The organism is Methylacidimicrobium sp. B4, assembly GCF_017310545.1.
Classification (GTDB): Bacteria; Verrucomicrobiota; Verrucomicrobiia; order Methylacidiphilales; family Methylacidiphilaceae; genus Methylacidimicrobium.
Window position 1 is genome coordinate 790,191 of the sequence record NZ_CP066203.1, and the last position, 25,027, is coordinate 815,217.

Annotated in this window: 27 protein-coding genes; 13 read left to right on the forward strand and 14 right to left on the reverse strand. The window is 62.8% G+C overall.

Features of this window, described 5'->3' with window-relative positions; translation table 11 throughout:
• Positions 1-22 precede the first annotated feature (22 nt).
• From dnaX to recR, 3 genes are read left to right on the forward strand one after another with little or no spacing between them, the layout of a single operon-like run.
• Positions 23-1,765: a DNA polymerase III subunit gamma/tau gene (dnaX, locus tag MacB4_RS03840; protein WP_206864525.1), complete on the forward strand. Its 1,743-nt coding sequence runs from the start codon at positions 23-25 to the stop codon at positions 1,763-1,765.
• Complete coding sequence (locus MacB4_RS03845; RefSeq protein ID WP_206864526.1) at positions 1,762-2,070, forward strand: YbaB/EbfC family nucleoid-associated protein; 309 nt, start codon at positions 1,762-1,764, stop codon at positions 2,068-2,070. The genes dnaX and MacB4_RS03845 overlap by 4 nt, the downstream gene beginning before the upstream one ends.
• A 20-nt stretch (positions 2,071-2,090) precedes the next feature.
• Positions 2,091-2,690: a recombination mediator RecR gene (recR, locus tag MacB4_RS03850; RefSeq protein WP_206864527.1), complete on the forward strand. Its 600-nt coding sequence runs from the start codon at positions 2,091-2,093 to the stop codon at positions 2,688-2,690.
• Here recR and MacB4_RS03855 read toward each other — a convergent pair.
• Together MacB4_RS03855 and MacB4_RS03860 are read right to left on the reverse strand one after the other, a co-directional pair.
• Positions 2,656-3,186: a universal stress protein gene (locus MacB4_RS03855; RefSeq protein ID WP_242529317.1), complete on the reverse strand. Its 531-nt coding sequence runs from the start codon at positions 3,184-3,186 to the stop codon at positions 2,656-2,658. The genes recR and MacB4_RS03855 overlap by 35 nt on opposite strands.
• Positions 3,187-3,321: 135 nt before the next feature.
• Entirely contained in the window at positions 3,322-3,972 is a 651-nt protein-coding gene (locus tag MacB4_RS03860) for a hypothetical protein (protein ID WP_206864528.1), read from the reverse strand.
• A gap of 413 nt (positions 3,973-4,385) precedes the next feature.
• Between MacB4_RS03860 and MacB4_RS03865 the strand changes: the two genes are divergently transcribed.
• The 3 genes from MacB4_RS03865 to MacB4_RS03875 all read left to right on the forward strand — a co-directional run bounded on the left by MacB4_RS03865 (position 4,386) and on the right by MacB4_RS03875 (position 7,389).
• Entirely contained in the window at positions 4,386-5,006 is a 621-nt protein-coding gene (locus MacB4_RS03865; RefSeq protein WP_206864529.1) for a hypothetical protein, read from the forward strand.
• 83 nt (positions 5,007-5,089) lie between these two features.
• Positions 5,090-6,778, forward strand: coding sequence for a multicopper oxidase family protein (locus MacB4_RS03870; protein WP_206864530.1), 1,689 nt, complete (start codon positions 5,090-5,092; stop codon positions 6,776-6,778).
• 146 nt (positions 6,779-6,924) lie between these two features.
• Positions 6,925-7,389: a DUF3347 domain-containing protein gene (locus MacB4_RS03875; RefSeq protein ID WP_242529318.1), complete on the forward strand. Its 465-nt coding sequence runs from the start codon at positions 6,925-6,927 to the stop codon at positions 7,387-7,389.
• Positions 7,390-8,309: 920 nt separating this feature from the next.
• On the opposite strand, the gene MacB4_RS03880 is transcribed toward MacB4_RS03875, so the two are convergent.
• The 8 genes from MacB4_RS03880 to MacB4_RS03915 form a co-directional block, all read right to left on the reverse strand.
• Positions 8,310-8,507: a hypothetical protein gene (locus MacB4_RS03880; protein WP_206864532.1), complete on the reverse strand. Its 198-nt coding sequence runs from the start codon at positions 8,505-8,507 to the stop codon at positions 8,310-8,312.
• Positions 8,508-8,549: 42 nt separating this feature from the next.
• Complete coding sequence (locus MacB4_RS03885; RefSeq protein ID WP_206864533.1) at positions 8,550-9,143, reverse strand: hypothetical protein; 594 nt, start codon at positions 9,141-9,143, stop codon at positions 8,550-8,552.
• 325 nt (positions 9,144-9,468) lie between these two features.
• Complete coding sequence (gene amoB / locus MacB4_RS03890; RefSeq protein ID WP_206864534.1) at positions 9,469-10,716, reverse strand: bacterial ammonia monooxygenase, subunit AmoB; 1,248 nt, start codon at positions 10,714-10,716, stop codon at positions 9,469-9,471.
• Positions 10,717-10,733: 17 nt separating this feature from the next.
• Entirely contained in the window at positions 10,734-11,498 is a 765-nt protein-coding gene (gene amoA, locus MacB4_RS03895) for a bacterial ammonia monooxygenase, subunit AmoA (protein ID WP_206864535.1), read from the reverse strand.
• Positions 11,499-11,616: 118 nt separating this feature from the next.
• A complete protein-coding gene (locus MacB4_RS03900) occupies positions 11,617-12,456 on the reverse strand; it encodes a methane monooxygenase/ammonia monooxygenase subunit C (RefSeq protein WP_206864536.1) in 840 nt (279 codons plus the stop codon).
• Positions 12,457-12,866: 410 nt separating this feature from the next.
• Positions 12,867-14,114 carry a bacterial ammonia monooxygenase, subunit AmoB gene (gene amoB, locus MacB4_RS03905; protein WP_206864537.1) on the reverse strand — a complete coding sequence of 416 codons (1,248 nt, stop codon included), beginning with the start codon at positions 14,112-14,114 and terminating at the stop codon, positions 12,867-12,869.
• Positions 14,115-14,131: 17 nt separating this feature from the next.
• Positions 14,132-14,896, reverse strand: a complete 765-nt coding sequence (gene amoA / locus MacB4_RS03910) for a bacterial ammonia monooxygenase, subunit AmoA (protein ID WP_206864535.1) — start codon at positions 14,894-14,896, stop codon at positions 14,132-14,134.
• 105 nt (positions 14,897-15,001) lie between these two features.
• Entirely contained in the window at positions 15,002-15,841 is an 840-nt protein-coding gene (locus MacB4_RS03915; protein WP_206864538.1) for a methane monooxygenase/ammonia monooxygenase subunit C, read from the reverse strand.
• Positions 15,842-16,196: 355 nt separating this feature from the next.
• Between MacB4_RS03915 and MacB4_RS03920 the strand changes: the two genes are divergently transcribed.
• The 4 genes from MacB4_RS03920 to MacB4_RS03935 all read left to right on the forward strand — a co-directional run bounded on the left by MacB4_RS03920 (position 16,197) and on the right by MacB4_RS03935 (position 19,234).
• Positions 16,197-16,829, forward strand: a complete 633-nt coding sequence (locus MacB4_RS03920; protein ID WP_206864539.1) for a class I SAM-dependent methyltransferase — start codon at positions 16,197-16,199, stop codon at positions 16,827-16,829.
• Positions 16,830-16,901: 72 nt separating this feature from the next.
• Positions 16,902-17,108 (forward strand): hypothetical protein, encoded by a 207-nt coding sequence (locus MacB4_RS03925; RefSeq protein WP_206864540.1) that lies wholly within the window; start codon positions 16,902-16,904, stop codon positions 17,106-17,108.
• Positions 17,109-17,275: 167 nt separating this feature from the next.
• Complete coding sequence (locus MacB4_RS03930; protein WP_242529319.1) at positions 17,276-18,613, forward strand: transposase; 1,338 nt, start codon at positions 17,276-17,278, stop codon at positions 18,611-18,613.
• Positions 18,614-18,664: 51 nt separating this feature from the next.
• Positions 18,665-19,234, forward strand: a complete 570-nt coding sequence (locus MacB4_RS03935; RefSeq protein WP_206864541.1) for a hypothetical protein — start codon at positions 18,665-18,667, stop codon at positions 19,232-19,234.
• A gap of 192 nt (positions 19,235-19,426) precedes the next feature.
• On the opposite strand, the gene MacB4_RS03940 is transcribed toward MacB4_RS03935, so the two are convergent.
• Positions 19,427-19,828 (reverse strand): hypothetical protein, encoded by a 402-nt coding sequence (locus tag MacB4_RS03940; protein ID WP_206864542.1) that lies wholly within the window; start codon positions 19,826-19,828, stop codon positions 19,427-19,429.
• A 306-nt stretch (positions 19,829-20,134) separates the two neighbouring features.
• Here MacB4_RS03940 and MacB4_RS03945 point away from each other — a divergent pair, with 306 nt between their 5' ends.
• Positions 20,135-20,695 (forward strand): DUF3455 domain-containing protein, encoded by a 561-nt coding sequence (locus tag MacB4_RS03945; protein ID WP_206864543.1) that lies wholly within the window; start codon positions 20,135-20,137, stop codon positions 20,693-20,695.
• 14 nt (positions 20,696-20,709) lie between these two features.
• Here the strand turns inward: MacB4_RS03945 and MacB4_RS03950 are convergent, their stop codons facing one another.
• The 3 genes from MacB4_RS03950 to MacB4_RS03960 form a co-directional block, all read right to left on the reverse strand.
• Positions 20,710-21,192, reverse strand: a complete 483-nt coding sequence (locus MacB4_RS03950; RefSeq protein WP_206864544.1) for a hypothetical protein — start codon at positions 21,190-21,192, stop codon at positions 20,710-20,712.
• A 4-nt stretch (positions 21,193-21,196) separates the two neighbouring features.
• Positions 21,197-22,228: a multicopper oxidase domain-containing protein gene (locus tag MacB4_RS03955; RefSeq protein ID WP_242529320.1), complete on the reverse strand. Its 1,032-nt coding sequence runs from the start codon at positions 22,226-22,228 to the stop codon at positions 21,197-21,199.
• An 89-nt stretch (positions 22,229-22,317) separates the two neighbouring features.
• A complete protein-coding gene (locus MacB4_RS03960) occupies positions 22,318-23,577 on the reverse strand; it encodes an NnrS family protein (protein ID WP_206864546.1) in 1,260 nt (419 codons plus the stop codon).
• Positions 23,578-23,910: 333 nt separating this feature from the next.
• Here MacB4_RS03960 and MacB4_RS03965 point away from each other — a divergent pair, with 333 nt between their 5' ends.
• The gene (locus tag MacB4_RS03965) at positions 23,911-24,528 is read left to right on the forward strand and encodes a c-type cytochrome (RefSeq protein ID WP_242529321.1); all 618 of its coding nucleotides are present in this window, start codon (positions 23,911-23,913) and stop codon (positions 24,526-24,528) included.
• Positions 24,529-24,631: 103 nt separating this feature from the next.
• Positions 24,632-24,976, forward strand: coding sequence for a hypothetical protein (locus tag MacB4_RS03970; RefSeq protein ID WP_206864547.1), 345 nt, complete (start codon positions 24,632-24,634; stop codon positions 24,974-24,976).
• Positions 24,977-25,027 lie beyond the last annotated feature (51 nt).

Below are 25,027 nucleotides of genomic sequence, written 5' to 3' on the forward strand. Positions count from 1 at the left end.
CTCCACCGGAGCGACACGACTCATGGCCTACGAAGTCTTTGCCAGGAAGTACCGGCCGCGCAGCTTTGCGGAGATCATCGGTCAGCCGCACATCGTGCGGACGCTCGCCGGAGCGATCCGGCAGGGGCGCGTCGCCCAGGCTTATCTGTTCGCCGGACCCCGGGGGACCGGCAAGACCTCGACCGCTCGCATCCTCGCAAAAGCCCTCGAGTGCACGGGCGGTCCGCGCGTCGATTTCGATCCCTCCGATCCGATCTGCTTGGAGATCGATGCCGGCCGCTCCCTCGATGTCCTCGAGATCGACGGAGCCTCCAACAACGGGGTCGAGCAGGTGCGCGAGCTCCGGGAGAGCGCCCGTTTCGCCCCCGCCCAGTGCCGGTTCAAGATCTACGTCATCGACGAGGTCCACATGCTCACCCAGGCGGCGTTCAATGCCCTCCTCAAGACCCTCGAGGAACCGCCGGCCCACGTGAAGTTCATCTTTGCCACGACCGAGCCGCAAAAGGTTCCGGCCACCGTTCTCTCCCGATGCCAGCGGTTCGATTTCCGACGGATTTCCGAAAGGGAGATCGCCGGCCATTTGTCCTCGCTCTGTGCCGCCGAGGGCCTCACCGCGGATCCAAAGGCGCTCGCCCTGCTCGCGAGGAACGCGGAGGGCTCTCTCCGAGATGCGGAAGGATCCCTTGACCAGCTCGTCGGCTTTTACGGCGGCGAGCTTTCCGAGAAGGTCGTCCTCGAAATGTTCGGCATGGCCGGAACCGGCCCGATCTCGAAGCTTGCCCAACGGATCACCGAAGGGGCAGCCGGTGAAGCGCTCCGGCTGCTGCGCGGGCTGCTCGAATCCGGGAAGGAGGCGATGGTCCTCTCCCGGGAGCTCGTCCACCTCTTCCGGAACGTCGCCGTCTACCAGGCTGCACCTGCCCTCATCCAGGAAGAGCTTCCGGCCTCGGAGCTCGCGGAGGTCGAAGCATTGGCCAGGACCATTTCCCCCGACATGACGCTCTCCCTTCTGGAAGACCTCACCCAATGGGAAGGGCGCCTGCGCTCGGCGGCCAATCGCAACCTCCTGCTGGAAATCGGCGTCCTCGAGCTGACCCATCACAAGGAGAAGGTTTCCCTCGAACGGCTTCTTCGCGAGCTCTCCCCTTCCACTCCCCGGTCGGCCCCCGCCGATCTCGCGAAAGTCCCCTCCGCCCCGAAGGGATGCGCACCCGTTTCCCCAGAGCCGACTCTTCCGCCCGCTCTCTCCGCTGTTCCGACCCCGAAAGCGGAGGCCCTCGTGGAACCCGGGTCTCCGGGAGCGGCCTCGGCTCTCCCGGCATCGGCTGCCACCCCCGCCCCCCCGGAGGAAGCGTGGCGGCAGGCGGTCGACCGTTTCGTCCAGAAACGGCCCCTGGAGGCGGAATCGATCCAGAAGAGCCGTTTCCTCGAGAAACGGGGAGCGATCATCGAGATCGCCCTTCCCAAGGACTTCCGCCAGAAGGCCTCGTACTTCACCGATCCCCAGAACCTTCCGATCCTGGAAGATTCCCTCCGGGAGCTCCTTGGTGAACCGGTGACCGTCGAGTTCCTGCTGATCGATCCTCCGGTTGTGCCGGAACAGAAGAAGCGCCCGGAGCCGTCGGCAAAGAAGGAGAAGAGCGTCGGTCCGCAGGAGCCGGTCACCGAGGAAGCATTTCGCAACGACCCGCTCATTCAGGAGGCGCTGCGGGTCTTTGAAGCACGGATCGTTTCCGCAACCCCCCCTCAACCCAAGACGATATGAACCTGAACAAGATGCTCAAGCAGGCCCGAGAGCTACAGGAGCGGGCCCAGAAGTTGCAGGAAGATCTCGCCTCCCGGCGCTTCGCCGTCGAGGGAGCCGGCGGAAAGCTCCGCGCGGTCGCCAGCGGCGGAGGCGAGCTCCTTGATCTCTCGATCGCTCCTGAGCTCGTCGCCGAAGGGGATGCCCAGATGCTCTCCGAGCTCATCCTGGCCACCGTCCGGGAGGCTCTCGACCAAGCTCGCCAGGCGAGCGCATCGGAAATGCAAAAGCTGGGAGCCGGCTTCGGCATGCCGGGCATGCCCTGAGCCAAACCGAGCGCCCTCCCATGGCCGATTATCCCCCGACCGTTCGCGAGCTGCTGGCCGCCTTGCGCGAGCTGCCCTCGATCGGTCCTCGTTCCGCAGAGCGGCTCGTCCTCTTCCTGCTGGAAGAGACCAAGGGGACCAAGGAGCGTCTCGCTCGCACCCTCCAGGCGGCGGGGACGCGGGTGCATCCCTGCGCGCGATGCGGCTTTTATGCGGAGGAAGAGCTCTGCGAGCTCTGCCGCGACCCGATCCGCGATCCGCTACTCTGGTGCGTGGTCGCCTCCGCTGGGGATGTCCTTCGCATCGAGCGGGCCTCGGCCTTCCGCGGCCTCTACCACGTCCTCGGCCGCAAGCTTTCCCCACTGGAAGGGATTGGGCCCGAAGAGCTCCCGACCAGCCATCTTCTGGCCCGCATCGAGCGGGAACATCCCCGGGAGATCATCCTCGCCCTCGGCACCGACGCCGAAGGAGAGGCGACGGCGCTTTACCTGGGTCAGATCCTCAAGAAGACGGGCGCCCGAATTTCGAGCCTGGCCACAGGCCTCCCCGCCGGAGGCGGACTCGAGTTTGCCGACAGCGTCACGCTCAGCTACGCGCTGGCGGGACGTCGCGAGTTGTAGCCGGATCGGCCATCGTCCCGGCCTTGTCGCGCGATTCCGCACCGGCCTGAGCCGTGCCCACCGACCGCGGCACCCGCGCGATCAGGACAGCGCAAGCCGCCTCTTCGCTGACGCGAGCCGCGACGCTGCCGAGAGCCCTCCCCCAGGCCCCGAAGTGGCCGCTGTGGCCGAGAACGATCAGCTCGAACCCTTTTTCCTCCGCAAACCGGACGATCTCGAACGCGGGGCTCCCGGTCTTTCGGGCAAGGGTCGCGGAATGCCCCCATCGCCGAGAGGCCGATTCGACATCCTTCTCGATCTCGGCGAGGAAAGCCTCCTCCCGCTCCTGCTGCATCTCGATCTCGCGGCCGATGTCGAAGAAGAAATAAGGCACGGGAGGAACGACCCAGAGCACCCCGCACTCGCTGCCGAGCGAGCGCGCCAAGCAGAGCCCCTCGTCGAGGGCGGTCCTTCCCCCTTCGGAACGGTCGTAGGCGACCAGGATTTTCTTGTACATGGCTCCTCCGCTCTTCCTAGTCGAGCGGGAGTCGGCTCGCAAAAAAGATCTTCCCCGCTCGCCCTATCCGAGCGACCCCGGGAAGAGCGCCGCCCAGGCAGCAGGCGGTCGGGCTCCCCGATCCACCGGCCCGGATCAAGGCCGCGGCCTCCTTGCTCTCTCCAGGAGTCGCTTGCGCCAGAAGCGATAGCCGAGAAATCCGAGGATGATCACCGCCACGACCTCCCCGATGCCGAGCGAGGCGAAGCTCTTTGGAGAAGGCATGCCGACGGCGATGGGAAACCGGAGCACGACTGGCTGGCTCGCACCATTCACAACCCCTTGGGGCTTGACCTCCAGGATATAGCGTCCCGGGTTTGAGAAATAGACCCGAAAGGAAGCGATTCCTTCTCGATAGACATGCGCCGGCGCCTCCGCCACCACCTCCCGGCTCGCCTCCCGGACCAGCGTCAGGACGATCGGCATCTTCCAGAGCGGGTGGCTGATGAGATCGAGCACCAGGGTCACCTCGCCGGTCTTGGGAACGTTCTCGCAATAGCTCTCGTACATCTTCATCGGCTCGTACTTGCAGATGTCGAGATGGGCGGTGTAGCCAGCTTCGCTGACGATCCCGCAATCGATCGGTCCCTTCGGACGGTGGCGGTGGGCAAAGGAGGAAGTCGGAAGAAGGAGAGAGGCAGCCAGGAGGCAGAACGCGAGCCGAAGCAGCCAGCCGGAAATTTCCCGACCTCGTCTCCCGCCCGCACTGCCTGGGAGGCTTTCCGGCGCTGTGGATCCGTTGCTCACGTTCTCTCGTCAAGCCTACTCGGGAGCGAAGAACGGGGCAAAAGGAAAAAACGAAAATCCCCGGCAGAAGCCGGGAGGCCCTAGGATCATGCAGGGAAGACCCCCGTCCAGAAACCGCCATCTCTCGCGGCGCCCGGATTCCTTTGCGCAGAAGGGGCAAAAAGGGAGAGCGGCCCTCGACGCAGCGGTCTTCCCACTCTCGCCCGCGGCGGCGAAAGCCAGGAAGCGCGTGGCTTCCCAGGCGGAAGGGAGATGGTTCGCGCATCGGGGAATCTCCTAGGCCAGACGCCATGAAAAGCCGGGAGACTTTCTTCTTGCCGCGACGGCGAAAGTGCTAGTAATTGGTGCATTAGGCTCAAATATTGTCCCGTTCGCCTCTCACGCGGAGCAGGGATCAGCAAAAGGAGAACTCGATGCGGAAGAAATGGCTCACCTTGGGACGGATCCTGGGGATTTCCCTCGCCCTTGCCTGGGGCGCTCAACCGCGCTTGGCCTGGGCGCACGGCGGAGGAAGCGGCGGGCTCGAATGCGGCATGATGCAGCAGGGGGGGTACGCGATTCACATGGATGTCTATGTCTACGGCCACGGCGGCATGGCCGGCATGGGCGGCATGGGGAACTTCAAGACCTATTGCCGGAACGTCCCGACAACCGGGAAGATGAGCCTCGTGCTCGATCTGGTGACCCCGCAGCTTCGGAAGATCCCGATCGAGTGCAAGGTGCTCTCTTCCGACGGCCAGGTGGCCGCCCACTTCCCCGCCCAGATCTACTCGAGCGGAGTCGCCTCCTTGGACCTTGATTTGCCGAACCGAGGGCGATACATGGTGGAGCTCACGCTGGTCGACAAGGCCGGACCCGATGGCAAGCCGCTGGTCTTCCGCTTCCCGATCACGATTGGAATGGGCGTTGTCTGGATGGGGCTTGGGGCTGCGGGGCTGCTCGTGGTGGCAGGAGCTGGTATCCTCGTCTATCGCCGGATGGCGCGCCGGACGAGGCTCGCCGGACCTCCCGGCATCGAGGCGAGCGCCTCCTGAGGCTCCCCTGGCGCGATCGGGCATCTTCGGCTATTGTGAATCAAAAGGATAGAATCCTTCCACCAGTGAACAAGGGGAAAGAGATGCTGCAACCCGTAGGAAGAACGAAGAGGTCGGCTTGGCTGCTCCTGCTCGCCGCAGCGGTCGTCGCCGCCGCCGGGAGCCTGCTGCTTCTCCAGAAACGTGGCGCCGGCCCATCCGGGCATTACGACTTCTCGGTCGATCCCGACGCCTATCCGGGCACGAAGCCTTCTGAGGTGGTCCACCTGAAGGATGGGGAGAGCTTCTCGCTTTCGGCCGTCAAGGTGCAGGAGACGATCGCGGGAGCGAAGGTCAAGCAGCTCGCCTACAACGGCTCGGTTCCTGGTCCCTTCTTCTGGATTCCGCAGGGGGCTCATATCACCGTCTCTTTCGCCAACCAGACCGGGATCGCGACCACGATCCACTCCCACGGGGTGCGCCAGGACAACGCGCAGGATGGCGTTCCGGATGTGACCCAGCCGGCGATCGCTCCGGGAGCCAGCTACGTCTACCATTTCCGCTTCCCAGACCCCGGAGTCTACTGGTACCACCCCCATTTCCGGGATGATTTCGAGCAGGAGCTCGGCCTCTTCGGGGTCTACATGGTCGAGCCCACCGAGAAGGATTATTGGGGTCCGGCCAACCGAGAAGTTCCGCTGGTCCTCTCCGACATCCTGATCAAGGACGGCGTGGTCCCCGAATATCATGCCGACTATATCAACTTCGCGTTCATGGGAAGGTACGGGAACATCCCGCTCGTCAACGGGAAAACGCATGCCGTGATCGACGTCAAGAAGGGAGAGGTCCTTCGCCTCTACCTGGTTGACAGCGCCTCGGCCCGCCCCTTCCGGATCCAGACGCCCGGTGTCCAGATGAAGCTCGTCGGTACGGATGGGGGACGCTACGAGCGCGAGCAGTGGGTCGACGCCGTGGTCGTCTCTCCCTCGGAGCGGCAGATCGTCGAGTGCTACTTCCCGAAGGAGGGGGAGTACAAGCTCATCCACCACGCCGTCGACCCGCTGGTCGGCGCGCGGACCTACGAGCTCGTGACCTTCCGCGTCGGCTCGGAAGAGGAGAGCCAGTCCTACGCCAAGGAGTTCGCAACTCTGCGGGAGAACAAGGCGACCATCGACGAGACGGAGGCGCTGGCTACCCGCTTTCGCGACACGCCTCCGGACAAGACGATCCGCTTTCTCGTCTCGGTCTCAAAGCAGGCCGCCAAGGGGCTCGAGGAGCCGGGGAGCGCCCCTTCTGGCGCTCCAAAGCCGGGTGCCGCCTTTCCCGGGCTCCTGACGATCCTGGCCAAGACCGGAGCCAAGGTCGAATGGGAAGACCACATGTACAATCAGAACAAGGCATCGACCTCGCGCGAGGTACACTGGCAGATCGTCGATCTCGATACCGGCAAGGTCCTGGGACAGAAGATGGAAAAAGGCATGGGCGACATGGGGGGCAACATCGACTGGACCTTCAAGCAGGGAAGCTTCGCCAAGATCCGGATCATCAACGACATCCATTCCCTCCACCCGATGCAGCATCCCTTTCACATCCATGGACAGCGTTTTCTGGTCCTCAACACCAACGGAGAGGATAACCCGAACAAGGCTTGGAAGGACACGGTGCTCGTCGGCGCGGGCGACACGATGGATATCCTGGTCGAGATGAGCAATCCCGGAACCTGGATGGCCCACTGCCATATCCTGGAGCATCTCCATAGCGGGATGATGTTTTCCTTCGCTGTCACACCTTAGCACGTAGCCATCCTATTGCTTCGTGCGATTCCTGCCGTTATGCTCTCTTGGGTAGTCTCGGGAAGAGGAGAGCGCTATCGCTATCGCCCGCTAGGGCTACGAATCGCGATCTGACGAGGATGGAGAGCGCAGAGGAAGAGGAGCCTATGAGAGGAAGTCAGCGAGTCCTGGCGATTGTCTGGATCATAGCCGCTTGGGCATCGGCGGCCGTTGCCGCGCCCCTTCCTCCCGACCTCGACGCGGTGATGCCCCCCTACCTCGCGATGGGAAAGGCGCTCGCGGAAGACTCGCTCAAAGGAATTCCCTCCCAGGCGACTGCGATGAAAGGCCTCGTCGAGCGCGCAGGAAGCGGCTTCTTCCCGAAGGAGCTGCCCCAAGATCTCGATCGACTCGCCAAAGCGGGCGATCTCGATGCCGCCCGTCTCGCATACAAGGACGTCAGCGACCGGCTGATCACCCTCTTCCGGGAGCACAAGGTCCAGACGGGCCGCTACTTCGTCTGCACCTGCCCGATGGCGCAGGCGAGCTGGATTCAAGCCGACAAGGAGATCAAGAATCCCTATTACGGCTCGGCCATGCTTCTCTGCGGCGATGTGACGGAAACTTTTTAGCTTGGCCGCTTTCCGTTACCGCAGGAAAAGCGGCAGGCCCCGCAAACGGATCCGAAGAGAAAAGCCGCTGGGCTGCTGAAGCTCCGTTCGTGAACCGAACTGAGCCGACGGACTAGAACCCCCCCGCTGAGAGGTACGTCGGACCGTGAGCGAGCGTCCTGGATTTGGCTACCCTCGCTCTCGGTAGTCGCTTGCCTTGCTCACTACCCTGCCTGCAGGCCGGCTGCCCGTTTCCGTCCCATTTCTCGGTCGATCCGGGCAGACCGCCTGCAAAATCGTTCCGACTTGTGCGAAGGTGGTTAGCCCTTGATCGCAAAAGCCGCGACGAAAATCAGCATCCAACAAAGGACGAGCCAGATTGCACCCATATATCTCTCCTCCTCTCCCTGCAGCGGGCCACCCGCTTTTCCTCCCACTTCTGGTGGGCGGTGCCGCAGCCCGCTCCGATGCTCCCAACTTTGCCCAACGGACGCGAGGCGCGCAAGAAATTTGTGCTCTTGAACTGCAACGAAGGGAATGGGCCGAATCGACCTTCCGAAAGGTCCGGGAGAACGAGATCGCATTTCCGGAAAACCGCCTTTGTGGCAGGAGACTTTTCCCGAGACGGCTCCGCTCTCATGCGGAAACCGTCCGCAAGGCCAACTTTCTTCTCCGTCTGCATCATTCTTGCATTTCCAAGCCCGGAAACTTTGCTAGGTTAGTCCTTATGGTTGCCAATCCCAAATGGCCGCCCCCGGGAGGAGACGGAAGCGATACGAATTTTCGCAACCTCTTGATCTTTCTTTTCGTCGTGATCACCCTCACCGTCATTCGATTTGCCTACGAGTTGACGGGCGGATTGGGATTTTTTTCGCCCGCCCAGTGGTAGTTCAGCAGCTCCACCGGCGAAGTCCGGAGCGCCTCGCTCCCGCCGCAGGCAATTATGGGCGGTGGCTTCGCGCAAGGAAGGCGAGCACGGCCAGCAGAAAGCAAAGCCCAAGGACCACTGCGAGATCGCCGCGAAGCCGTGCCGGATCGCGCTTCCAACTATAGGCCGCCCGTAGTCCGTAGGCGGCCAAGAGAAAGAGCAGGAGGCCGCCGGCCCCACTGAGGAGCAGACGCCACAGCCTTTCGCTCATCGGTGCTCCCGCGGCCTGCGCGGCAAACCGGGCCCGGCGAACCTACTTCGCCTCATTTCGGGCCGCAATCGGCCCTTTCTTCGCGGAGCCATCCGCTCCGACCGTAAGCTCCTCTCCACCATGGAGCCCATATTGCTCCTTCTTCGCCCCGACCGTCACCGCCGCCTCTCCCGTAACGACCTCCACGACCTCCTTCCCCTCCTTGAGCGCGATCGAGTAGCTTCCCGCCTGCTTGCTCGTCGTCGTCGACTGAGGGGTAGCCACCTCCACATCCTTGCCGGTAAAGCGCATCTTGCCCGCAACGAGCCGGAAGCGCATCGGATTTTCTCCTACCAGCTCGGCGTTGCTCGACGGCTCGACGACAACCTTGTCCGGGCTGCCCGCCCAACCGAGCGTGCAGGTGGCAAAGCTGTTCGTCCGGATGACCCGGCCCGCATCCAGGGTATCCCCCTCGCTGAGCTGGACCGCATAGTTTGACGTCGCCAAGCCGGTCCCCTCGATGGAAAGTACCTGCGCCCCAAAGGTGGCGCAAGGAGCAAGCAGCAGCGCAAGCATTCCCGCCACCGGCAGGCGAGGCGCCCGTCTCCCACTCGTTCGGCCCGACGGAGGATTCCTCTCTCCGCTTCTCTTTCCCATCCTACGCTCCCATTCCATCACACATCCTCCTTTATTTCTTTCCGGTGCCCGCCTCAGCCCTAGACTAGATTGCCCGATCGGGCCGATCCCAGACTCCATTCCGGGAACGTTCCTAATGCATTTGCACGCAACATAGCAATCACGACGTGCACCCTTTGCGCTCTTTCCGGGTGCCCGCCACGGCAGCGCTCTTTGTTCTTTGTGCGCTCCCGCCGATCGGAGTGCGCATTCCGAGGCGGATCAAAAAGAGGCGCGCCCCACCCTCCCCTTCGGGGGGAGGCGCAGGGCGCGCCTGACGCAACTCTTTCGCTGCGGTCGAGCCGTCCTACATCTGCGTCACGCCGAACTTCGGAATCACGAGCTGATCGGCGACGGCGATGATGCTCCGCGCCCCGGTCGGGTCGCTGAAGAAGAGCAGGCCGCCGAACCGATTGGTCGTCTCGTGGTACATCGTCAGCCGCTGGTTCTCCCACTCCGCACTCGCCATCACCACTTCGAGCACCTTGGTCTCTCCGGGCGCAACCGGCTCGGAGGGAGTGATCTTCATCGCACCCCCGTAGACCTCGGGGAAGTCCGGATTCCAGGCATTCCCCGGAACCTGCTCGTTGAGGAAGCGAACGTTGGCGGTGGTGAACTCCTTGAGCACCAACGGGCGATCCCCAGTATTGTGCACCTCGAGCCGGAAGGCGAGCGTACGACTCGGCACATCGTAGGTCGCATCCAGCACCTTCGCCTCCACGCGGGAGGGCTCAGGAGGAAGCGGCTCGTTCCGGATGATCGTCTCCTGAATCGGGATCGTATGCGGGAACTGCGATGCCGTCATCACGTTCGCCACCACGATCAAGCCGATCGTGCCCAGCGCGAAGATGACCGCGACGGTCTTATCCGCACCGCTGATCAGCTCCTTCGCCCGCCCAGCCGCGACCACGCCCAACCGCGTGGTAAAGGGCCTTCCCAGCCAGAACCCGAGCCAGGCGATCCCAATCAGGGTGGTCACCAGGGTCCACATGAGCATCCGGCTCTCTCCATAGTCCTCCAGGTTGACCGTGTTGCCCAAGAGCGTCTTGATCGGGTTGGTGAAGCCCTCGTGGCTGCCATCCACGTCGACGTAGATGGACGGCCCGATGAGCGGACCCGCATCCTTCATGCTCAGCATCACCCCAACCGGCCAGTGACCCGGATACCGCGCCCGGGTGATCGTCTTGTACTCATAGGTGCCGCCAAGCTCCAGCAACTGCGAGCAGGACATGAACCGACCGTTGATCCAGCTGCCCACCCGCAGGAACTGAGGCCCGGGAACGAAGAAGTTGAGCCAGGAAATGCCCGTGAAGGCGATCTCCTTCGGCCAGATCGGCAGAAGCTGAAACTTCCCCGTCACCGTCATCTCGTCCCCAACCTTGAACTTCCGTCCGGAAAACTGGGTGTCATAGAAGATCACCGTCCGCATCCGGAGGAAGGCCTCCTGCGACTTCTCGCCCAGAGCCCAGAGGCGATTCGTCGGTCCTGCCAGGATCATCCCCAGCAGGGCCAAGGCGCCCGCCCGCCCCATCATCCGCATTACTCTCTTTCTCATCGTCTTCCTTCCTCCCCTCAGGCGTTCTTCACCTCGGCAGTAGCCGACTCGTAGTTCTTGAAGAACTTCGTGCTGCCGAAGAAATGAGCACCCATGAGCCACCAGGGCACGTACATGCAGACCGAGCAGAAGGCCGAGAAGAAGGCGGCCACACCGGTCACCCCTCCCGCGAAGCTTCGCATCGTTCCCGTCTCCACGATCCGGAGATACTCCGGCGTCGAGGTGCGGACATACATGTAGTTGATCACATCCGCGATGCTCATCAATGAGCCCTGATACTCGACCGGCACGTGGAATGGCGCAACCATCACCCAGTTGGTCGGATAGAAGAGCCAGCCCCAGAGCTCGCCCCCCACCAGAGCGGTCACAATCCAGTTGCCGGTCAGCATCAACACGATGTCGAGCACGACCGCCGCCGGAATGAAGGTCTCCGGAAAGACGAAGTTGAGCGGATAGTGGGTCCATCCCCAGAAGTTGATGTACCGGTTCATCCACTCCCCAAAGAGCAGCCCCAGGCAGCAGAACGTCGCCCCGATCGGCATCCGGAACTTCGTCCAGAGAACCGCCTGCACCGCCGCCGGGAAGGTGATCTCCAGGACCGGAGCCACAATCGGCCACCAGTTCCGATCTTTCCAGTCGATCCAGAACGACCAGTCTCCCGCCACCAGCATCTGGTGGACATGGAAGCCCGCGATGAGGACCAGGAAGGTCGACATGATGACGACCAGGTCGAACTTGCGTGCGACCGCCTTCGCCTCCGCGTCTACTTGCGAATATTGCATTGGTTACTTTCCCCCTCTGCAAGAGTGGGGGCGGGGTGGCACCCCGCCCCTCCTCTTGCTTTCGTGTTTTCTTCTTTTTCCGATTCTCTCGGTCCCTGATCGGTCCGCTTATGCGCGCCTAGAGCACGCAGGCAACGCAAGCAGCGGGATCGCACGAGCTTTGCGGATCCCTCATCACCTCGGCCGGGCTCTGAATCGGCTTGCCATAGTAGATGTGGTTGATCAGCGCCAAGACCCGCGGGCAGACCTGCAACCAGGTTCCGAGGATCGCCAGCGCACCCCAGCCGAACGTCACGAAGCCCCAGTGGAGCGGAGCCACGAAGAGCTCCTCCATGAACCACCGGGTGTGGCCGAACTCGTTGAGTCCGACGTTCGGGAAGATCATCAACGGAGCGCCCACCAGTACCGCGTAGGGCAACGAAAATGCCTTGGCGAACTGGGGCAACCGGGTCATCGCGTAGACCAGCGAGCCCACACCGAAGATGATGTAGATGGGATAGCTCTGATAGAACTCGATCACATGGCTCGGGGTGAAGTCGGTATCCCGAATCACGGTCTGGTGCCAGGTGCCGTCCTGCTCCGTGAAGTAGCTGGCACCCGCATATGCCGCATAGGTATAGGTCAGGACAAAAAGTCCCAAGGCCCAATACCGCTTGAGCTCTTCCGCCGGAGAGAGGCGCTCGAGCGCCCGATCCCGCGTCATCCAGAGCCAGCCCCAGAGCGCACCCGCCGTGACCGCTTCCATGACCAGCTCCGCAAAGAGCATGCTCATCCAGTAAGTCGTATAATCCGCCGACGTGTAGTCGAGCCCTTTTGCCAGGGCGTAGAGCCTCTCGTACACGTTGATCAGGACGTCAAAGACGATCAACGCGCCAATCGCAACGACCGCACTCTTCCAGGAAAAGGCGGTGAGCGGCGGACGCGCGACAGCCGTTGCCGTCGTTTGTGTCTGTGCCATACGTTTGATTTCTCCCTTTCTACCACTCTGCTTCTCTGCGCCCCGGATACACCTTCCAAGGCGCGACCGCCAACCTCCGGGGAGGGCGATCAAAAACCGCGTGACCTTTCGCCAAACGGTGTTTCGCAAGCAACCGTAACGCAAGACCATGGGTTGGCAAGAAAATTTGCGTATGAAACGTATAACGTAGTGCCTACCAATATACTACGAATATCATTCTTCTTCGTGCGTGCTCTCGCTTGGCGCGCTCGTATTAAGGAGTTTCCATTAGCATCATTAAGGCACTTGCCCGATCCTCGATTACGTTTTTCCCTGATGGTACGTTTCGGAAAAAGCACGCGCCCTTCGTCCCCCGGAAAGGGAGGCGAAGGGCGCGCTCGTTTTGGTTCTTTTGAATGAACCGGAGGAACTTACATCTGCGTCACGCCGAACTTCGGAATCACGAGCTGATCGGCGACGGCGATGATGCTCCGCGCCCCGGTCGGGTCGCTGAAGAAGAGCAGGCCGCCGAACCGATTGGTCGTCTCGTGGTACATCGTCAGCCGCTGGTTCTCCCACTCCGCACTCGCCATCACCACTTCGAGCACCTTGGTCTCTCCGGGCGCAACCGGCTCGGAGGGAGTGATCTTCATCGCACCCCCGTAGACCTCGGGGAAGTCCGGATTCCAGGCATTCCCCGGAACCTGCTCGTTGAGGAAGCGAACGTTGGCGGTGGTGAACTCCTTGAGCACCAACGGGCGATCCCCAGTATTGTGCACCTCGAGCCGGAAGGCGAGCGTACGACTCGGCACATCGTAGGTCGCATCCAGCACCTTCGCCTCCACGCGGGAGGGCTCAGGAGGAAGCGGCTGGTTCCGGATGATCGTCTCCTGAATCGGGATCGTATGCGGGAACTGCGATGCCGTCATCACGTTCGCCACCGCGACCAAGCCGATCGTGCCCAGCGCGAAGAAGACTGCGACGGTCTTATCCGCACCGCTGATCAGCTCCTTCGCCCGCCCAGCCGCGACCACGCCCAACCGCGTGGTAAAGGGCCTTCCCAGCCAGAACCCGAGCCAGGCGATCCCAATCAGGGTGGTCACCAGGGTCCACATGAGCATCCGGCTCTCTCCATAGTCCTCCAGGTTGACCGTGTTGCCCAAGAGCGTCTTGATCGGGTTGGTGAAGCCCTCGTGGCTGCCATCCACGTCGACGTAGATGGACGGCCCGATGAGCGGACCCGCATCCTTCATGCTCAGCATCACCCCAACCGGCCAGTGACCCGGATACCGCGCCCGGGTGATCGTCTTGTACTCATAGGTGCCGCCAAGCTCCAGCAACTGCGAGCAGGACATGAACCGACCGTTGATCCAGCTGCCCACCCGCAGGAACTGAGGCCCGGGAACGAAGAAGTTGAGCCAGGAAATGCCCGTGAAGGCGATCTCCTTCGGCCAGATCGGCAGAAGCTGAAACTTCCCCGTCACCGTCATCTCGTCCCCAACCTTGAACTTCCGTCCGGAAAACTGGGTGTCATAGAAGATCACCGTCCGCATCCGGAGGAAGGCCTCCTGCGACTTCTCGCCCAGAGCCCAGAGGCGATTCGTCGGTCCTGCCAGGATCATCCCCAGCAGGGCCAAGGCGCCCGCCCGCCCCATCATCCGCATTACTCTCTTTCTCATCGTCTTCCTTCCTCCCCTCAGGCGTTCTTCACCTCGGCAGTAGCCGACTCGTAGTTCTTGAAGAACTTCGTGCTGCCGAAGAAATGAGCACCCATGAGCCACCAGGGCACGTACATGCAGACCGAGCAGAAGGCCGAGAAGAAGGCGGCCACACCGGTCACCCCTCCCGCGAAGCTTCGCATCGTTCCCGTCTCCACGATCCGGAGATACTCCGGCGTCGAGGTGCGGACATACATGTAGTTGATCACATCCGCGATGCTCATCAATGAGCCCTGATACTCGACCGGCACGTGGAATGGCGCAACCATCACCCAGTTGGTCGGATAGAAGAGCCAGCCCCAGAGCTCGCCCCCCACCAGAGCGGTCACAATCCAGTTGCCGGTCAGCATCAACACGATGTCGAGCACGACCGCCGCCGGAATGAAGGTCTCCGGAAAGACGAAGTTGAGCGGATAGTGGGTCCATCCCCAGAAGTTGATGTACCGGTTCATCCACTCCCCAAAGAGCAGCCCCAGGCAGCAGAACGTCGCCCCGATCGGCATCCGGAACTTCGTCCAGAGAACCGCCTGCACCGCCGCCGGGAAGGTGATCTCCAGGACCGGAGCCACAATCGGCCACCAGTTCCGATCTTTCCAGTCGATCCAGAACGACCAGTCTCCCGCCACCAGCATCTGGTGGACATGGAAGCCCGCGATGAGGACCAGGAAGGTCGACATGATGACGACCAGGTCGAACTTGCGTGCGACCGCCTTCGCCTCCGCGTCTACTTGCGAATATTGCATTGGTTACTTTCCCCCTCTGCAAGAGTGGGGGCGGGGTGGCACCCCGCCCCTCTCCTTGCTTTTCGTGTTTTCTTCTTTCCGATTCTCTCGGTCCCTGATGCGGGCCTACATCGCGCAGGCAGCGCACGCAGCGGGATTCACCGAGCTCTGCGGATCCTTCATCACCTCGGCCGGGCTCTGAATCGGCTTGCCGTAGTAGATGTGGTTGATCAGCGCCAAGACCCGCGGGCAGACCTGCAACCAGGTTCCGAGGATCGCCAGCGCACCCCAGCCGAACGTCACGAAGCCCCAGTGGAGCGGAGCCACGAAGAGCTCCTCCATGAACCACCGGGTGTGGCCGAACTCGTTGAGTCCGACGTTCGGGAAGATCATCAACGGAGCGCCCACCAGTACCGCGTAGGGCAACGAAAATGCCTTGGCGAACTGGGGCAACCGGGTCATCGCGTAGACCAGCGAGCCCACACCGAAGATGATGTAGATGGGATAGCTCTGATAGAACTCGATCACATGGCTCGGGGTGAAGTCGTTATCCCGAATCACCGTCTGGTGCCAAGTGCCGTCCTGCTCCGTGAAGTAGCTCGCGCCGGCATATGCCGCATAGGTATAGGTCAGGACAAAAAGTCCCAAGGCCCAATACCGCTTGAGCTCTTCCGCCGGAGAGAGGCGCTCGAGCGCCCGATCCCGCGTCATCCAGAGCCAGCCCCACAGCGCACCCGCCGTGACCGCTTCCAGGACGAGCTCCGCGAAGAGCATACCCAGCCAGTAGGTATTGTAATCCGCCGACGTGTAGTCGAGGCCCTTCGAAAAGGCGTAGAGCCTCTCGTACACGTTGATCAGGACGTCAAAGACGATCAACGCGCCAATCGCAACGACCGCACTCTTCCAGGAAAAGGCGGTGAGCGGCGGACGCGCGACAGCCGTTGCCGTCGTTTGTGTCTGTGCCATACGTTTGATTTCTCCCTTTCTACCACTCTGCTTCTCTGCGCCCCGGATGCACCCTCCGAGACGCGACCGCCAACCTCCGGGGAAGGCAGCCAAAAGACCGAACGGATTTACTCGAAACGGCCTTTTAGCAGTGATCGTAGTCCAAAGGATAGGGATGGCAAGTAGATTTACGGCCCTTTTTCTAAGGCGTTCCCCTACGTAATCTTCGGTGCTCTTCCCTCGCGATGGATCGAGATCATCCAGGAAGGCGCGGGCGTCCCGGAGGGAGAGAGGATGCGTAGATCGCCAGCATTTCTCTGAACCTGGACGGGGATAGTTCTGGACAGGACGCTCCGCCGTTGCTGCAATTCCTGCCATGGAGGAAATCCAATCATCGGCGCGCTACTTCGAGGAAGTCGCTGCGGAATGGGATACGCTCCGGAAGGGGTTTTTTCGAGACGCGGTTCGGGAAAAGGCGCTCGATCTGGCAAAGGTCCAGGCGGGCGAACGAGCGGCGGATATCGGGGCGGGGACGGGTTTTCTGACCGAAGCCCTCCTCAAGCGGGGCCTGGAGGTCGTCGCCGTCGACCGTTCCCCCGCCATGCTTGCGGAGCTGACGAGGAAGTTCGGCGGTCGATCCGGCTTCCGGTGCATGCCAGGCGAGACCGATGCGCTGCCGCTCGAGGCGTCCGCCGTGGACTGCTGCTTTGCCAACATGGTGCTCCACCATGTCGAGAGCCCGGAAGCGATGATCCGCGAGCTCTTTCGAATTCTCAAGCCCGGCGGCCGGGCGGTCCTCACCGATTTCGAGCGGCATGGCTTCGATTTCTTCCTGAGCGAGTACTACGACCGCTGGCCGGGATTCCCTCCGCCCGAGGTGGCTTCCCTCTTCCGGGAGGCAGGCTTCGCCACCGTGGAGGCAGGCCCCCTTGGCGAAGTCTGCCAGGCGGAAAGCTCCACCGGCATCCGGGGGATTGTGCCAATCTTCTTTGTCCGGGCGGTGCGATAACCCCTTGGTGATCGGGCTTCGACCGAAAAAGGCATTTGCGGACAACGCGTCCGGGTTTTATACTATTTTCCGATGGAGAACAGCCAGCCTCCTGAAGGACAGGGCGAGGAGAAGGACAACAAGACCCCAAGCTCCCAACCCAGTCCAGAACCAACTCCAAAAGAAGGGAAGCCGACCGACAAGACCTTCTATTGGGTCGTCGCGTTGGCTTCTCTCTTTTTCCTCTATCTCTTCTATTCGGTTCTCTTTCACGACACCGTCAATATTCACGGCCACTGACCTTGGTGCGCGTCAAGCCCCGTCCTCCAGGGCGGGCAAGGAGGGCGCGGCCGTCTTTGGCCTTGGCTGGGTGTCTGTTGCTGGGTGGAGTCGCCGCCGGACATTCCACAGAGACCAAAAAAATGGACGTTTGCATCGATCATAATACGCCCGTATGATTGAGCACAATGCGGCGGCTCCAAGCGTTCAAGTTTGAGCTCAGGCCGGATGGCCGCCAGGAGCGGCGGATGCGTCGTTTTGCCGGAGCATGCCGCTTCGTATTCAACGAGGCGCTGGCGTTGCAGAAGAGGCGTCAGGAGCAGGGTGGGAAGAGGCTTGGCTACGCCGGGCTCTGCAAGCTGCTTACCGGCTGGCGCAACGGATCTCCGTTGCCGAGCGGGGGTGTCGCGGCATGGCTGGCCGATGCGCCTGTTCATCCCTTGCAACAGACGCTCAAGGATCTGGAGCGGGCCTATGCCAACTTCTTCGCCAAACGCGCCGACTTCCCGCGCTTCAAGAAGAAGGGCTGGTCCGCGAGCTTCCGCTATCCCGATCCGAAGCAGATCAAGCTCGACCAGGACAACAGCCGCGTCTTTCTGCCGAAGCTCGGCTGGTTGCGCGATCGCAACAGCCGGGGCGTGTTGGGAGAAGGGAAGAGCGTCACGGTGAGCCTGTCGGGCGGCAGGTGGCGTGCGAGCATCCAGACCGAGCGGGAAGTGGCGCAGCCCATCCCGCGGGGTGAGGGGGTCGGCATCGACATGGGCATCGCCCGTTTCGCGACACTTTCGGATGGCACGTTCTATGCGCCGCTCAAGAGTTTCAGGCGGCATGAGGCGGCGTTGCGCAAAGCGCAGCAGTCGATGAGCCGCAAGGTGAAATGCAGCAATCACTGGAAGAAGGCGAGAGCACGAGTTGAGAGGATTCCTTGTTGCATTGGCAACGCTCGGCGCGACTACCTGCACAAGGCTACGACCACGATCAGCAAGAACCACGCGATCGTGTTCATGGAGGACCTGCAGGTGGGGAACATGTCCCAGTCGGCGTCTGGCACGGTTGAGAATCCAGGAAGGAATGTTCGGGCCAAGTCTGGCCTGAACAAGTCGATTCTCGACCAGGGATGGTCCGAGTTCCGGCGGCAGCTGGAGTACAAGATGGAGTGGAGAGGCGGCTGGCTCCCTGTCGTGCCGCCGCGGAACACGAGCCGGACCTGTCCGTGTTGCGGCCATGTGTCGGCAGCCCATCGGCAGACGCAAGCCCGGTTCGAGTGTGTGGAGTGCGGTTTTGAGGAAAACGCCGACGTGGTCGGCGCGATCCATGCCCTAAGGGTGGGACACGCCCGGATCGCCTGTGAAGTGGGCGGCACCGAGTCGCCCGCAGCCGCCCGCCGAAGCGGCTCATTCCGGTGCAAGCCCGGATTGAGCGCCGTAGGAATCTCCGGACTTTACGCCGGGGAGGATCTCAACGCTCCCCGAGCCTCGGGCCCGGCGGGACGAAGTGCGAGTGGGTATTGCGCCGGGCCGGGCTAGGCTTATATTGCGTTGTAGAGCAATGGGGAGGGCAGAGCAAAAGGAGGCCCTATGGCCAGCGCGCTTGGTGATTGCCCGGTGCTAAGACGGTTCCGTCTGGGGCGGGCGAGAATGCTCCTTGCGATCCTCTGCCTGAGTGGGGCCGCTTCCTGGACGCAGGCGGCTGCTGGCCCACCTCCCGCATCCGGCGCCTCTCCGGAAGCCGAGATCCGGGCCCTGATCGGGAAAGATCTCTATCCTGGAGAAAAGATCGAAGGGCTGATGGTCGTCCCGGAGCCGGAGCAGTCCCGCATCGCGGCGCGTTGGGAAGCTCACCTGATCGATGATGGGAAGCACTTCCATCCCCTCTTTCATCCCCCCACGATCATTCTTTTTGAGGCTCTGCCCGGAGAGGCCCACTTTCCCGCTCATGGGACCGCACTCGCGGAAAACGCCGCCTCCGCGCCGGAATTCCAGACTTGGCAGAAGAAGTTGGCGTTGACTCGAAGCTTGATGCGCCAAGTCGTCGTGCTCCGCTGCATGCTCTACTGCCGCCACCAGATGGACACGCTCGACCAGGACAACCTGAAGGCGGCCGAGCAAGAACTCTCGGAGCTCACCGCAAAGCATCCGCAGCCGTGAGAGGGTGGACCTCCGCCTTTCCCAATCCAGCTGCGGACTCGATGGTTCCGCGCCGAAGCCTGCTCTGCATTCGGACAATCCCGCCCTTCCCTTCCCATTTTACGGCGGCTGCCGGAAGGGAAAGGGCTCGAGCGCCGACGGTGATCGGCAAGGCGCTCGACGCCCCTTCTCTCCCTCCCCCAACCGTCGCCATCATTTGATCGAGTGCATTTCCTCCAGCCGATCAATGTAGGCCAGCGCCGCCTCCGCTAACTTATGGGTGTAGGTCATCTCCTTGCTTTCCCCCGCTCCCTTTTCGTGGAGCTCCGTCATCGCCTTGCTCTGTAACACGCTCTTTACAAGCCCCTTCCCTTCTCGAATCATCCCTTTTCCATGCTCGACGGCCTGCTCGTCGATGCCGGGAGCCATGTTCATCTCACCGAGCATGGCGAGGCTGCTGCCCTCGGCCGCCATTTGCACCGCATGGTTGATCACCAGATGCATGTGATGGAGCTCCATCGAGGCCCCGTGATGCTCTTGCGCGTTGAGAGGACGGACGCCCGATCCGATGCCCAGGAGCGCAATCGCAGCCACGAGTAGCGTCATTCTTTTCATTCTTTCTCCCTCCATTGAGTGGTTGGTATCTCTCCCTTCCGCTTGGAAAGGAAGGACTTGGTTATCACTGTAACACAACTCTTTATCTTACAAAGAAAAAGTTGTAAACGCTTCCCATCTTCCGGGAGGCCGCTGATTTGCGGCGATCGGGCCCGAAGCGTTTCGAGGCGGACGGTCGCTCGGTTCCCACCTGCCGGCTGTGGCCATCCTGTGGCCATAAAGACCAAGCCTGGGGAAGGACTTGACAGCGCGGGCCTCTTTCGCTTCCCTCATGCTTCGGAAGAATCGCCCACGCGAGAGGAGGACATGACATTCACAAGACCGCATTGGCTCCTTGCCGGCTGCTTTTGCTCCCTCCTGTTCGCCCTCCCTCTCTTGGCGGAGAACCTCTCGCCAGCGCCGGGCCTTCCGCTTCCGGCCTCCGCCCGGCTCGTCTGGGTGGCCCACGCGACCGGATTTCAGATTTACAAGGCGCAGGCGTCGACAGGCTCCCCGGCCCCGCTCCGCTGGGTCTTCCAGGAGCCGGAAGCAACCCTCCATGATGCGGCAGGAACCAAGGTGGGCCGCCATTTTCGCGGCCCATGCTGGGAAGCGGCGGATGGAAGCCGGATCGAGGGATCGGTCCCTCCGCTGGCCCAAGCGCCCGGCCGCGCCCCGGCGGACGTCCCTTGGCTGGTGATCTCGGTCCATAGCACCGGAACCGCCGGGGTCCTGGCCTCCGTGACCCATGTCCTCCGGATCGACACCCTGGGCGGTGCCGCGCCCGTAACGCCACCTTCCCGAGCGGGCCAGACCGTTCGCATTCCCTACCGGGCCATCTACCTCTTCCTGGCTCCGAGCACCGAATCGACCCCTTCCCCGCGCTGAGGAAGATTCCGCAACTATCGTTCCCTCCGCCCGGCGAGGAAGAAGGCGTCAACCCGGTAATGGGGCTTTGCCGGACCGAACTCCTCCATCGGGCGCCAGCCGCGCATCCCGGAGGAGAGCGGAATGTCCCTCGGGTTGCCCGCGCTGCCGAGATAGGTGAGGTTCCGGTTGATCAACACCAGGGTGTCGCAGCCATGCTCCTTGGCCATCGCGCAGAGGCGGCCTCGTCCCAACGGGGACGCCCAGGCCTCGGTTTGCCCCTGGTAGTAGAGCCTTCCCAGGACCTTCCAGCGGAAGGAGGGCGCGGCCCCATAGAAGGAGACTCCCTCATGTTTCTCGAAGGAGCTGGCTGGCGGGCCCACGGTAATGACTGGACCGGAAAAGGGCTCCTTTTCGGCCACCCAGCGCACGCTCCCCGCCCGGGCCTCAAAGGCAACGCCCGCAAGGATGGAAGCGAGGACCGCCAGCCAGAGCGCCGCCCGTTGCCTCCGCCCCATCCCTCTACCGGGCCTTTCCTTCGTGGATGATCGAGGGATCGAGGGGGCCCTCGACCACGAGGCTCCCTCCCAGGCCTCTCTCCTGCTTGGCGAAAAAGTGGTCGACGAGCGGATAGCTTCCAGGAACCCTCGGAACGAACTCGACGAATCCCGCGCCCCCGGCCGGGACGAAAATCGAGCAGCTATTCTCCATGGGGGGAGTCGCCAGGCTTCCATCCTCGTAGATCCGTTCGAAGATCGCGCCGAGGGCGTGAAGGTTGGAGGAATCGTTGGGGCCCGCGTTCCCGAAGAAGATCCGGACAGCCTGGCCGACGCGGGCTTGCAGGGGGTGGCGAATCAGAGAGCCGACCGAGCCGTTGAAGACGTAGTAATCGGGCTTTCTCTCGAGGACCTTCGCGAGGTCCGGCTCCTGGGGGCCGGCTGCGCCGAAGGGGCCGGACGTGTAGATCTCCCCCTCCATGAAATAGAACTCCTTGTCCACCTTCGGAAGTCCCCCGGGCGGCTCCACGAGGATCAGGCCGTACATTCCGTTGGCAATGTGCTGGGCGATCACAGGCGTCCCGCAGTGGTAGAGGTAGAGGCCCGGGTTGAGCGCGCGAAAGGTAAATCCCCTCTCCCCGCCTGGAATGGTCTGGCTGAGCATCGCCCCACCCGAATACCCCCACGCCGCATGGAGGTCGACGGAGTGGACCATCCGGCTGCTCGGGTCGTTGCGGAGGCGAACTTCGACCGTGTCGCCCACCCGGACACGCAGGAAGGGACCCGGAACCTTCCCATTGAACGTCCAGTAGTGGAAGGTAGCCGCGTCGCTCAGCCGCCCCTCGAGTTCCCGGGCCACTAGCTCAATCTTGACGAGCTTGGGGGCGCGTCGGGGCAGAGGACCGGGGAGGTCGGTAGGCTCCCGGCTGATGTCGGGGACTCCGCCCTCCGCAGCCCGGCAGGCAACAGGACGATTGCCGGAAATAAGGCCGAGGAGCAGGAGGAGAATCCCGGCGACCCACCAGGAAGAGGCCGGGGGCCGCCAGCCTTCCTTCATGCGTCCGAGCATAGCTTGGCCAAGAGACCGCGCAAGCCCGAATGGCGGCATCCGCCGCTTCCCGGCAGAAAGTCCCCGCCACCCGCCCGCTATTCCGGCTCGCTCTTCGCCGTCGGCTCGCCTGCCTGAGGCTCATCCCGCTCCTCGGCCTGCGGGCAAAGGACGAAGGGGAGCACGACAACCGCCCAGAGGGCCAGGGCTCCCATCCAGAGAAGGGCCGAAAGGGAAAGGAGTGGGGACCGCCAGCTGGAGAGGTGGTCGGCCCCGATCCTCAGGATCATCGCCACCATCACTCCGCCGATGGCAAACTCGAAAGGAATGAAGCGGAAGCGAAGCAGGAAGCCTCTCCCGCTCAGGCCGTAGACGACCCGAGCGCCCACCGAGAGGATCATCAGCCCGATCCCGCCGAGGAAGAAGAGGTGGAGAGAGCCGGCCGGAGCGAGGAAGGAGGCGAGCAGCAACCCCAGGAGCGAGAACGCAAGAGCGAGACGGGAAGCGGCTGCAACGGTACCCCGGGCCAAGAGCTCCGGGGAGGCGGGCAAGGTTAGCGCCAGATAGCCGGCGGACGTAGCCACCTTGAGCAGCCCCCCCAGGAGCCGCTGGCCGCTCGCCTCGAGAAAGAAGCTGGCGAGGATCAGCACTCCCGCTCCCGTGGCCACAAGAGCAGACCCGCTCCCTTTTCCGGAGGGATGGCCTACCGCCGGCGGAGCCTCCGCACTCTCGCTTTCGTAGAGCCGCGGGAGGAAGAACGCAGCCAACCCGAGCAGCGGAAGGAGGGGCAGCCCCTGAAAGAGCAGAAGCGAGCTGAGCTGCTGAACCAGAGGGCTCATTCGGCTTCCGGCCGTCTTCTCCGCTTGCAGGAAGGCGCCCACCACCGCTCCCACCACTCCTAGCAGGACGAGAATGAAGCTGGGAGGCGCATTGTCCTTGCGGTGTCGAAAGCGCAAGGTAAAAAAAACCAGGGGCAGGAGAAGAGCAAAGCTAAAGAGCAGGTCGCCCGCCCACTGCCCTCCCAGAAGCTGGAGTATGCCGCCGGTCAAGAGGCTGACGGAGAGGAGAAGGAGCAGGTTTCCGCTGAGCGGCTTGATCCCGAGAAGGCGCGGCAGGGAGGTCCCGAGGAAGCCGAGGAGAAAGGAGCCGACGAAGCCTTCGATCATCAGCCGGGGATGGCTCTGGGCCGGCGCACAGGGAGCCCATCCCAGGGACGCCAGAGGCCAGACGACGACCCCCAGGAACCCGAGGACCGTGCCCAAGGGAAAGAGGATCCGGTAGGGCTCGCCCGCACAGCGGCGCAGGTAGGCGCCCGGCGGGAGCGGCCCGGTCAGCTCAGGCGTCGTGTCCATTTCCATGATCCACTTTGGTGGCGGGCTTCTGCTGCGGATCGTCCTTATACCATGCCCTTCGGGCTGCGATCCTCCTTTTTCTCCGAGTCTTGCAGAATTTGCCAAGCGCCTGCTCCGACCGGATTTCCCACCTTTGCACACGAAGGCGGGCAAAAGGGCGCTTCCTCGGGTCCCCGCGCACCGGTTGTCGAGCCGCGGTCTCTTTCCCATTTTGCCAATTTGTTGCCTCGACTGCGGGGCCGCATTCGCTCCATGCTTGTGCTCCGCCCGCCACGGGAGGCGAGCAAGCCGGCAGGTCGTGCCGCTCTACGCCCCACGTTGCGGGGAGGCCACCGGGCCTTGTCCCGTGAACGGATGGGGATCGTGATGCTGCGGAGCTTCGGTTTTCTGCTGATCGGCGGACTCGCCCTCATTGGCGTGCTGACCCTGGTTGGGGTCGTTCTCTCCATCCGCCAGGGGTTCGGCTCCCGCGAAGCGCCTCCTGCCTGGGAAGCCTTCGTCGCCAAACGGATCTACCGGCTCTCGATCCCCGAGGAGGCGCGCCTTCAGCAGAATCCCTTTCCGCCGAGCCGCGACTGGCTCCAGCAGGGGATGGAGCACTACGCCGACCATTGCGCCCAGTGCCACGCAAACAACGGAAGCGGGGAGACCGAGATGGGCAAGAACCTCTACCCGCGGCCCCCGGACATGCGGAAGCCCGAAACCCAGCGCCTCACCGACGGAGAGCTCTACTACATCATCCATAACGGCATCCGGCTCACGGGAATGCCCGCCTGGGGGGAAAACGGCCACGATGCGGAGAGCTGGAAGCTCGTCCTCTTTCTCCGCCACCTGCCCAAGCTCACCCGCGAAGAGGAGCTCCAGATGGAGCAGCTCAACCCGAAGGGGCCGAAGGAGCGGGCCGAGGAGCAGGAGGAGGAGCACTTCCTGGAAGGAGAGGACAAAAGCTCTCCTTGAACGAGCGCCTGGGAGCCGATAGGCTGGTGATCGAGGTCTGCTTTCCGCAACGTCGGGGAAGCGAGGCCAGAGGGCGGAAAATTTGAAAATCGGAGGGAATACGATGCGTAGCGGGGTTGGAGCTCTGCTTTCCTGCTTGCTCTTCAGTTTCAGTGCGCTTTCGACCTTTGCGCATGGCAATGAGATCCATGTCATCGGGGAGGTCGCTTCCGTGGAAGGGAACGTGCTCACGGTCAAGTCGCGGGAGGGCAAGTCGGTCCCGGTCGAGCTGACCGACCGTTCGCAAATTTCCAAGGGGAAGACAAAGGAACGCGCTACGGTCGCCGATCTCCTTCCCGGGGAGCGCGTCGTGATCCATGCCCGCAAGGCGGGCGACAAGCTCCAGGCCAATACGGTACAGATCGGGAAAGGCAAAGCGGGCACAGAGAAGGCCAATACGCAGCCTTGACGGTGCCTCGAGCTTAGCCGGAGGCGAGCCAAGGCTTCCGGATTCCTGCGG

Excerpts from the sequence above, each read along its gene's own strand:
- dnaX (WP_206864525.1), top strand. The coding sequence starts at position 23 with ATGGCCTACGAAGTCTTTGCCAGGAAGTACCGGCCGCGCAGCTTTGCG.
- MacB4_RS03845 (WP_206864526.1), top strand. The coding sequence starts at position 1,762 with ATGAACCTGAACAAGATGCTCAAGCAGGCCCGAGAGCTACAGGAGCGG.
- recR (WP_206864527.1), top strand. The coding sequence starts at position 2,091 with ATGGCCGATTATCCCCCGACCGTTCGCGAGCTGCTGGCCGCCTTGCGC.
- MacB4_RS03855 (WP_242529317.1), bottom strand. The coding sequence starts at position 3,186 with ATGTACAAGAAAATCCTGGTCGCCTACGACCGTTCCGAAGGGGGAAGG.
- MacB4_RS03865 (WP_206864529.1), top strand. The coding sequence starts at position 4,386 with ATGCGGAAGAAATGGCTCACCTTGGGACGGATCCTGGGGATTTCCCTC.
- MacB4_RS03870 (WP_206864530.1), top strand. The coding sequence starts at position 5,090 with ATGCTGCAACCCGTAGGAAGAACGAAGAGGTCGGCTTGGCTGCTCCTG.
- MacB4_RS03875 (WP_242529318.1), top strand. The coding sequence starts at position 6,925 with ATGAGAGGAAGTCAGCGAGTCCTGGCGATTGTCTGGATCATAGCCGCT.
- MacB4_RS03880 (WP_206864532.1), bottom strand. The coding sequence starts at position 8,507 with ATGAGCGAAAGGCTGTGGCGTCTGCTCCTCAGTGGGGCCGGCGGCCTC.
- MacB4_RS03885 (WP_206864533.1), bottom strand. The coding sequence starts at position 9,143 with ATGGGAAAGAGAAGCGGAGAGAGGAATCCTCCGTCGGGCCGAACGAGT.
- amoB (WP_206864534.1), bottom strand. The coding sequence starts at position 10,716 with ATGAGAAAGAGAGTAATGCGGATGATGGGGCGGGCGGGCGCCTTGGCC.
- amoA (WP_206864535.1), bottom strand. The coding sequence starts at position 11,498 with ATGCAATATTCGCAAGTAGACGCGGAGGCGAAGGCGGTCGCACGCAAG.
- MacB4_RS03900 (WP_206864536.1), bottom strand. The coding sequence starts at position 12,456 with ATGGCACAGACACAAACGACGGCAACGGCTGTCGCGCGTCCGCCGCTC.
- amoB (WP_206864537.1), bottom strand. The coding sequence starts at position 14,114 with ATGAGAAAGAGAGTAATGCGGATGATGGGGCGGGCGGGCGCCTTGGCC.
- amoA (WP_206864535.1), bottom strand. The coding sequence starts at position 14,896 with ATGCAATATTCGCAAGTAGACGCGGAGGCGAAGGCGGTCGCACGCAAG.
- MacB4_RS03915 (WP_206864538.1), bottom strand. The coding sequence starts at position 15,841 with ATGGCACAGACACAAACGACGGCAACGGCTGTCGCGCGTCCGCCGCTC.
- MacB4_RS03920 (WP_206864539.1), top strand. The coding sequence starts at position 16,197 with ATGGAGGAAATCCAATCATCGGCGCGCTACTTCGAGGAAGTCGCTGCG.
- MacB4_RS03925 (WP_206864540.1), top strand. The coding sequence starts at position 16,902 with ATGGAGAACAGCCAGCCTCCTGAAGGACAGGGCGAGGAGAAGGACAAC.
- MacB4_RS03930 (WP_242529319.1), top strand. The coding sequence starts at position 17,276 with ATGCGGCGGCTCCAAGCGTTCAAGTTTGAGCTCAGGCCGGATGGCCGC.
- MacB4_RS03935 (WP_206864541.1), top strand. The coding sequence starts at position 18,665 with ATGGCCAGCGCGCTTGGTGATTGCCCGGTGCTAAGACGGTTCCGTCTG.
- MacB4_RS03940 (WP_206864542.1), bottom strand. The coding sequence starts at position 19,828 with ATGAAAAGAATGACGCTACTCGTGGCTGCGATTGCGCTCCTGGGCATC.
- MacB4_RS03945 (WP_206864543.1), top strand. The coding sequence starts at position 20,135 with ATGACATTCACAAGACCGCATTGGCTCCTTGCCGGCTGCTTTTGCTCC.
- MacB4_RS03950 (WP_206864544.1), bottom strand. The coding sequence starts at position 21,192 with ATGGGGCGGAGGCAACGGGCGGCGCTCTGGCTGGCGGTCCTCGCTTCC.
- MacB4_RS03955 (WP_242529320.1), bottom strand. The coding sequence starts at position 22,228 with ATGAAGGAAGGCTGGCGGCCCCCGGCCTCTTCCTGGTGGGTCGCCGGG.
- MacB4_RS03960 (WP_206864546.1), bottom strand. The coding sequence starts at position 23,577 with ATGGAAATGGACACGACGCCTGAGCTGACCGGGCCGCTCCCGCCGGGC.
- MacB4_RS03970 (WP_206864547.1), top strand. The coding sequence starts at position 24,632 with ATGCGTAGCGGGGTTGGAGCTCTGCTTTCCTGCTTGCTCTTCAGTTTC.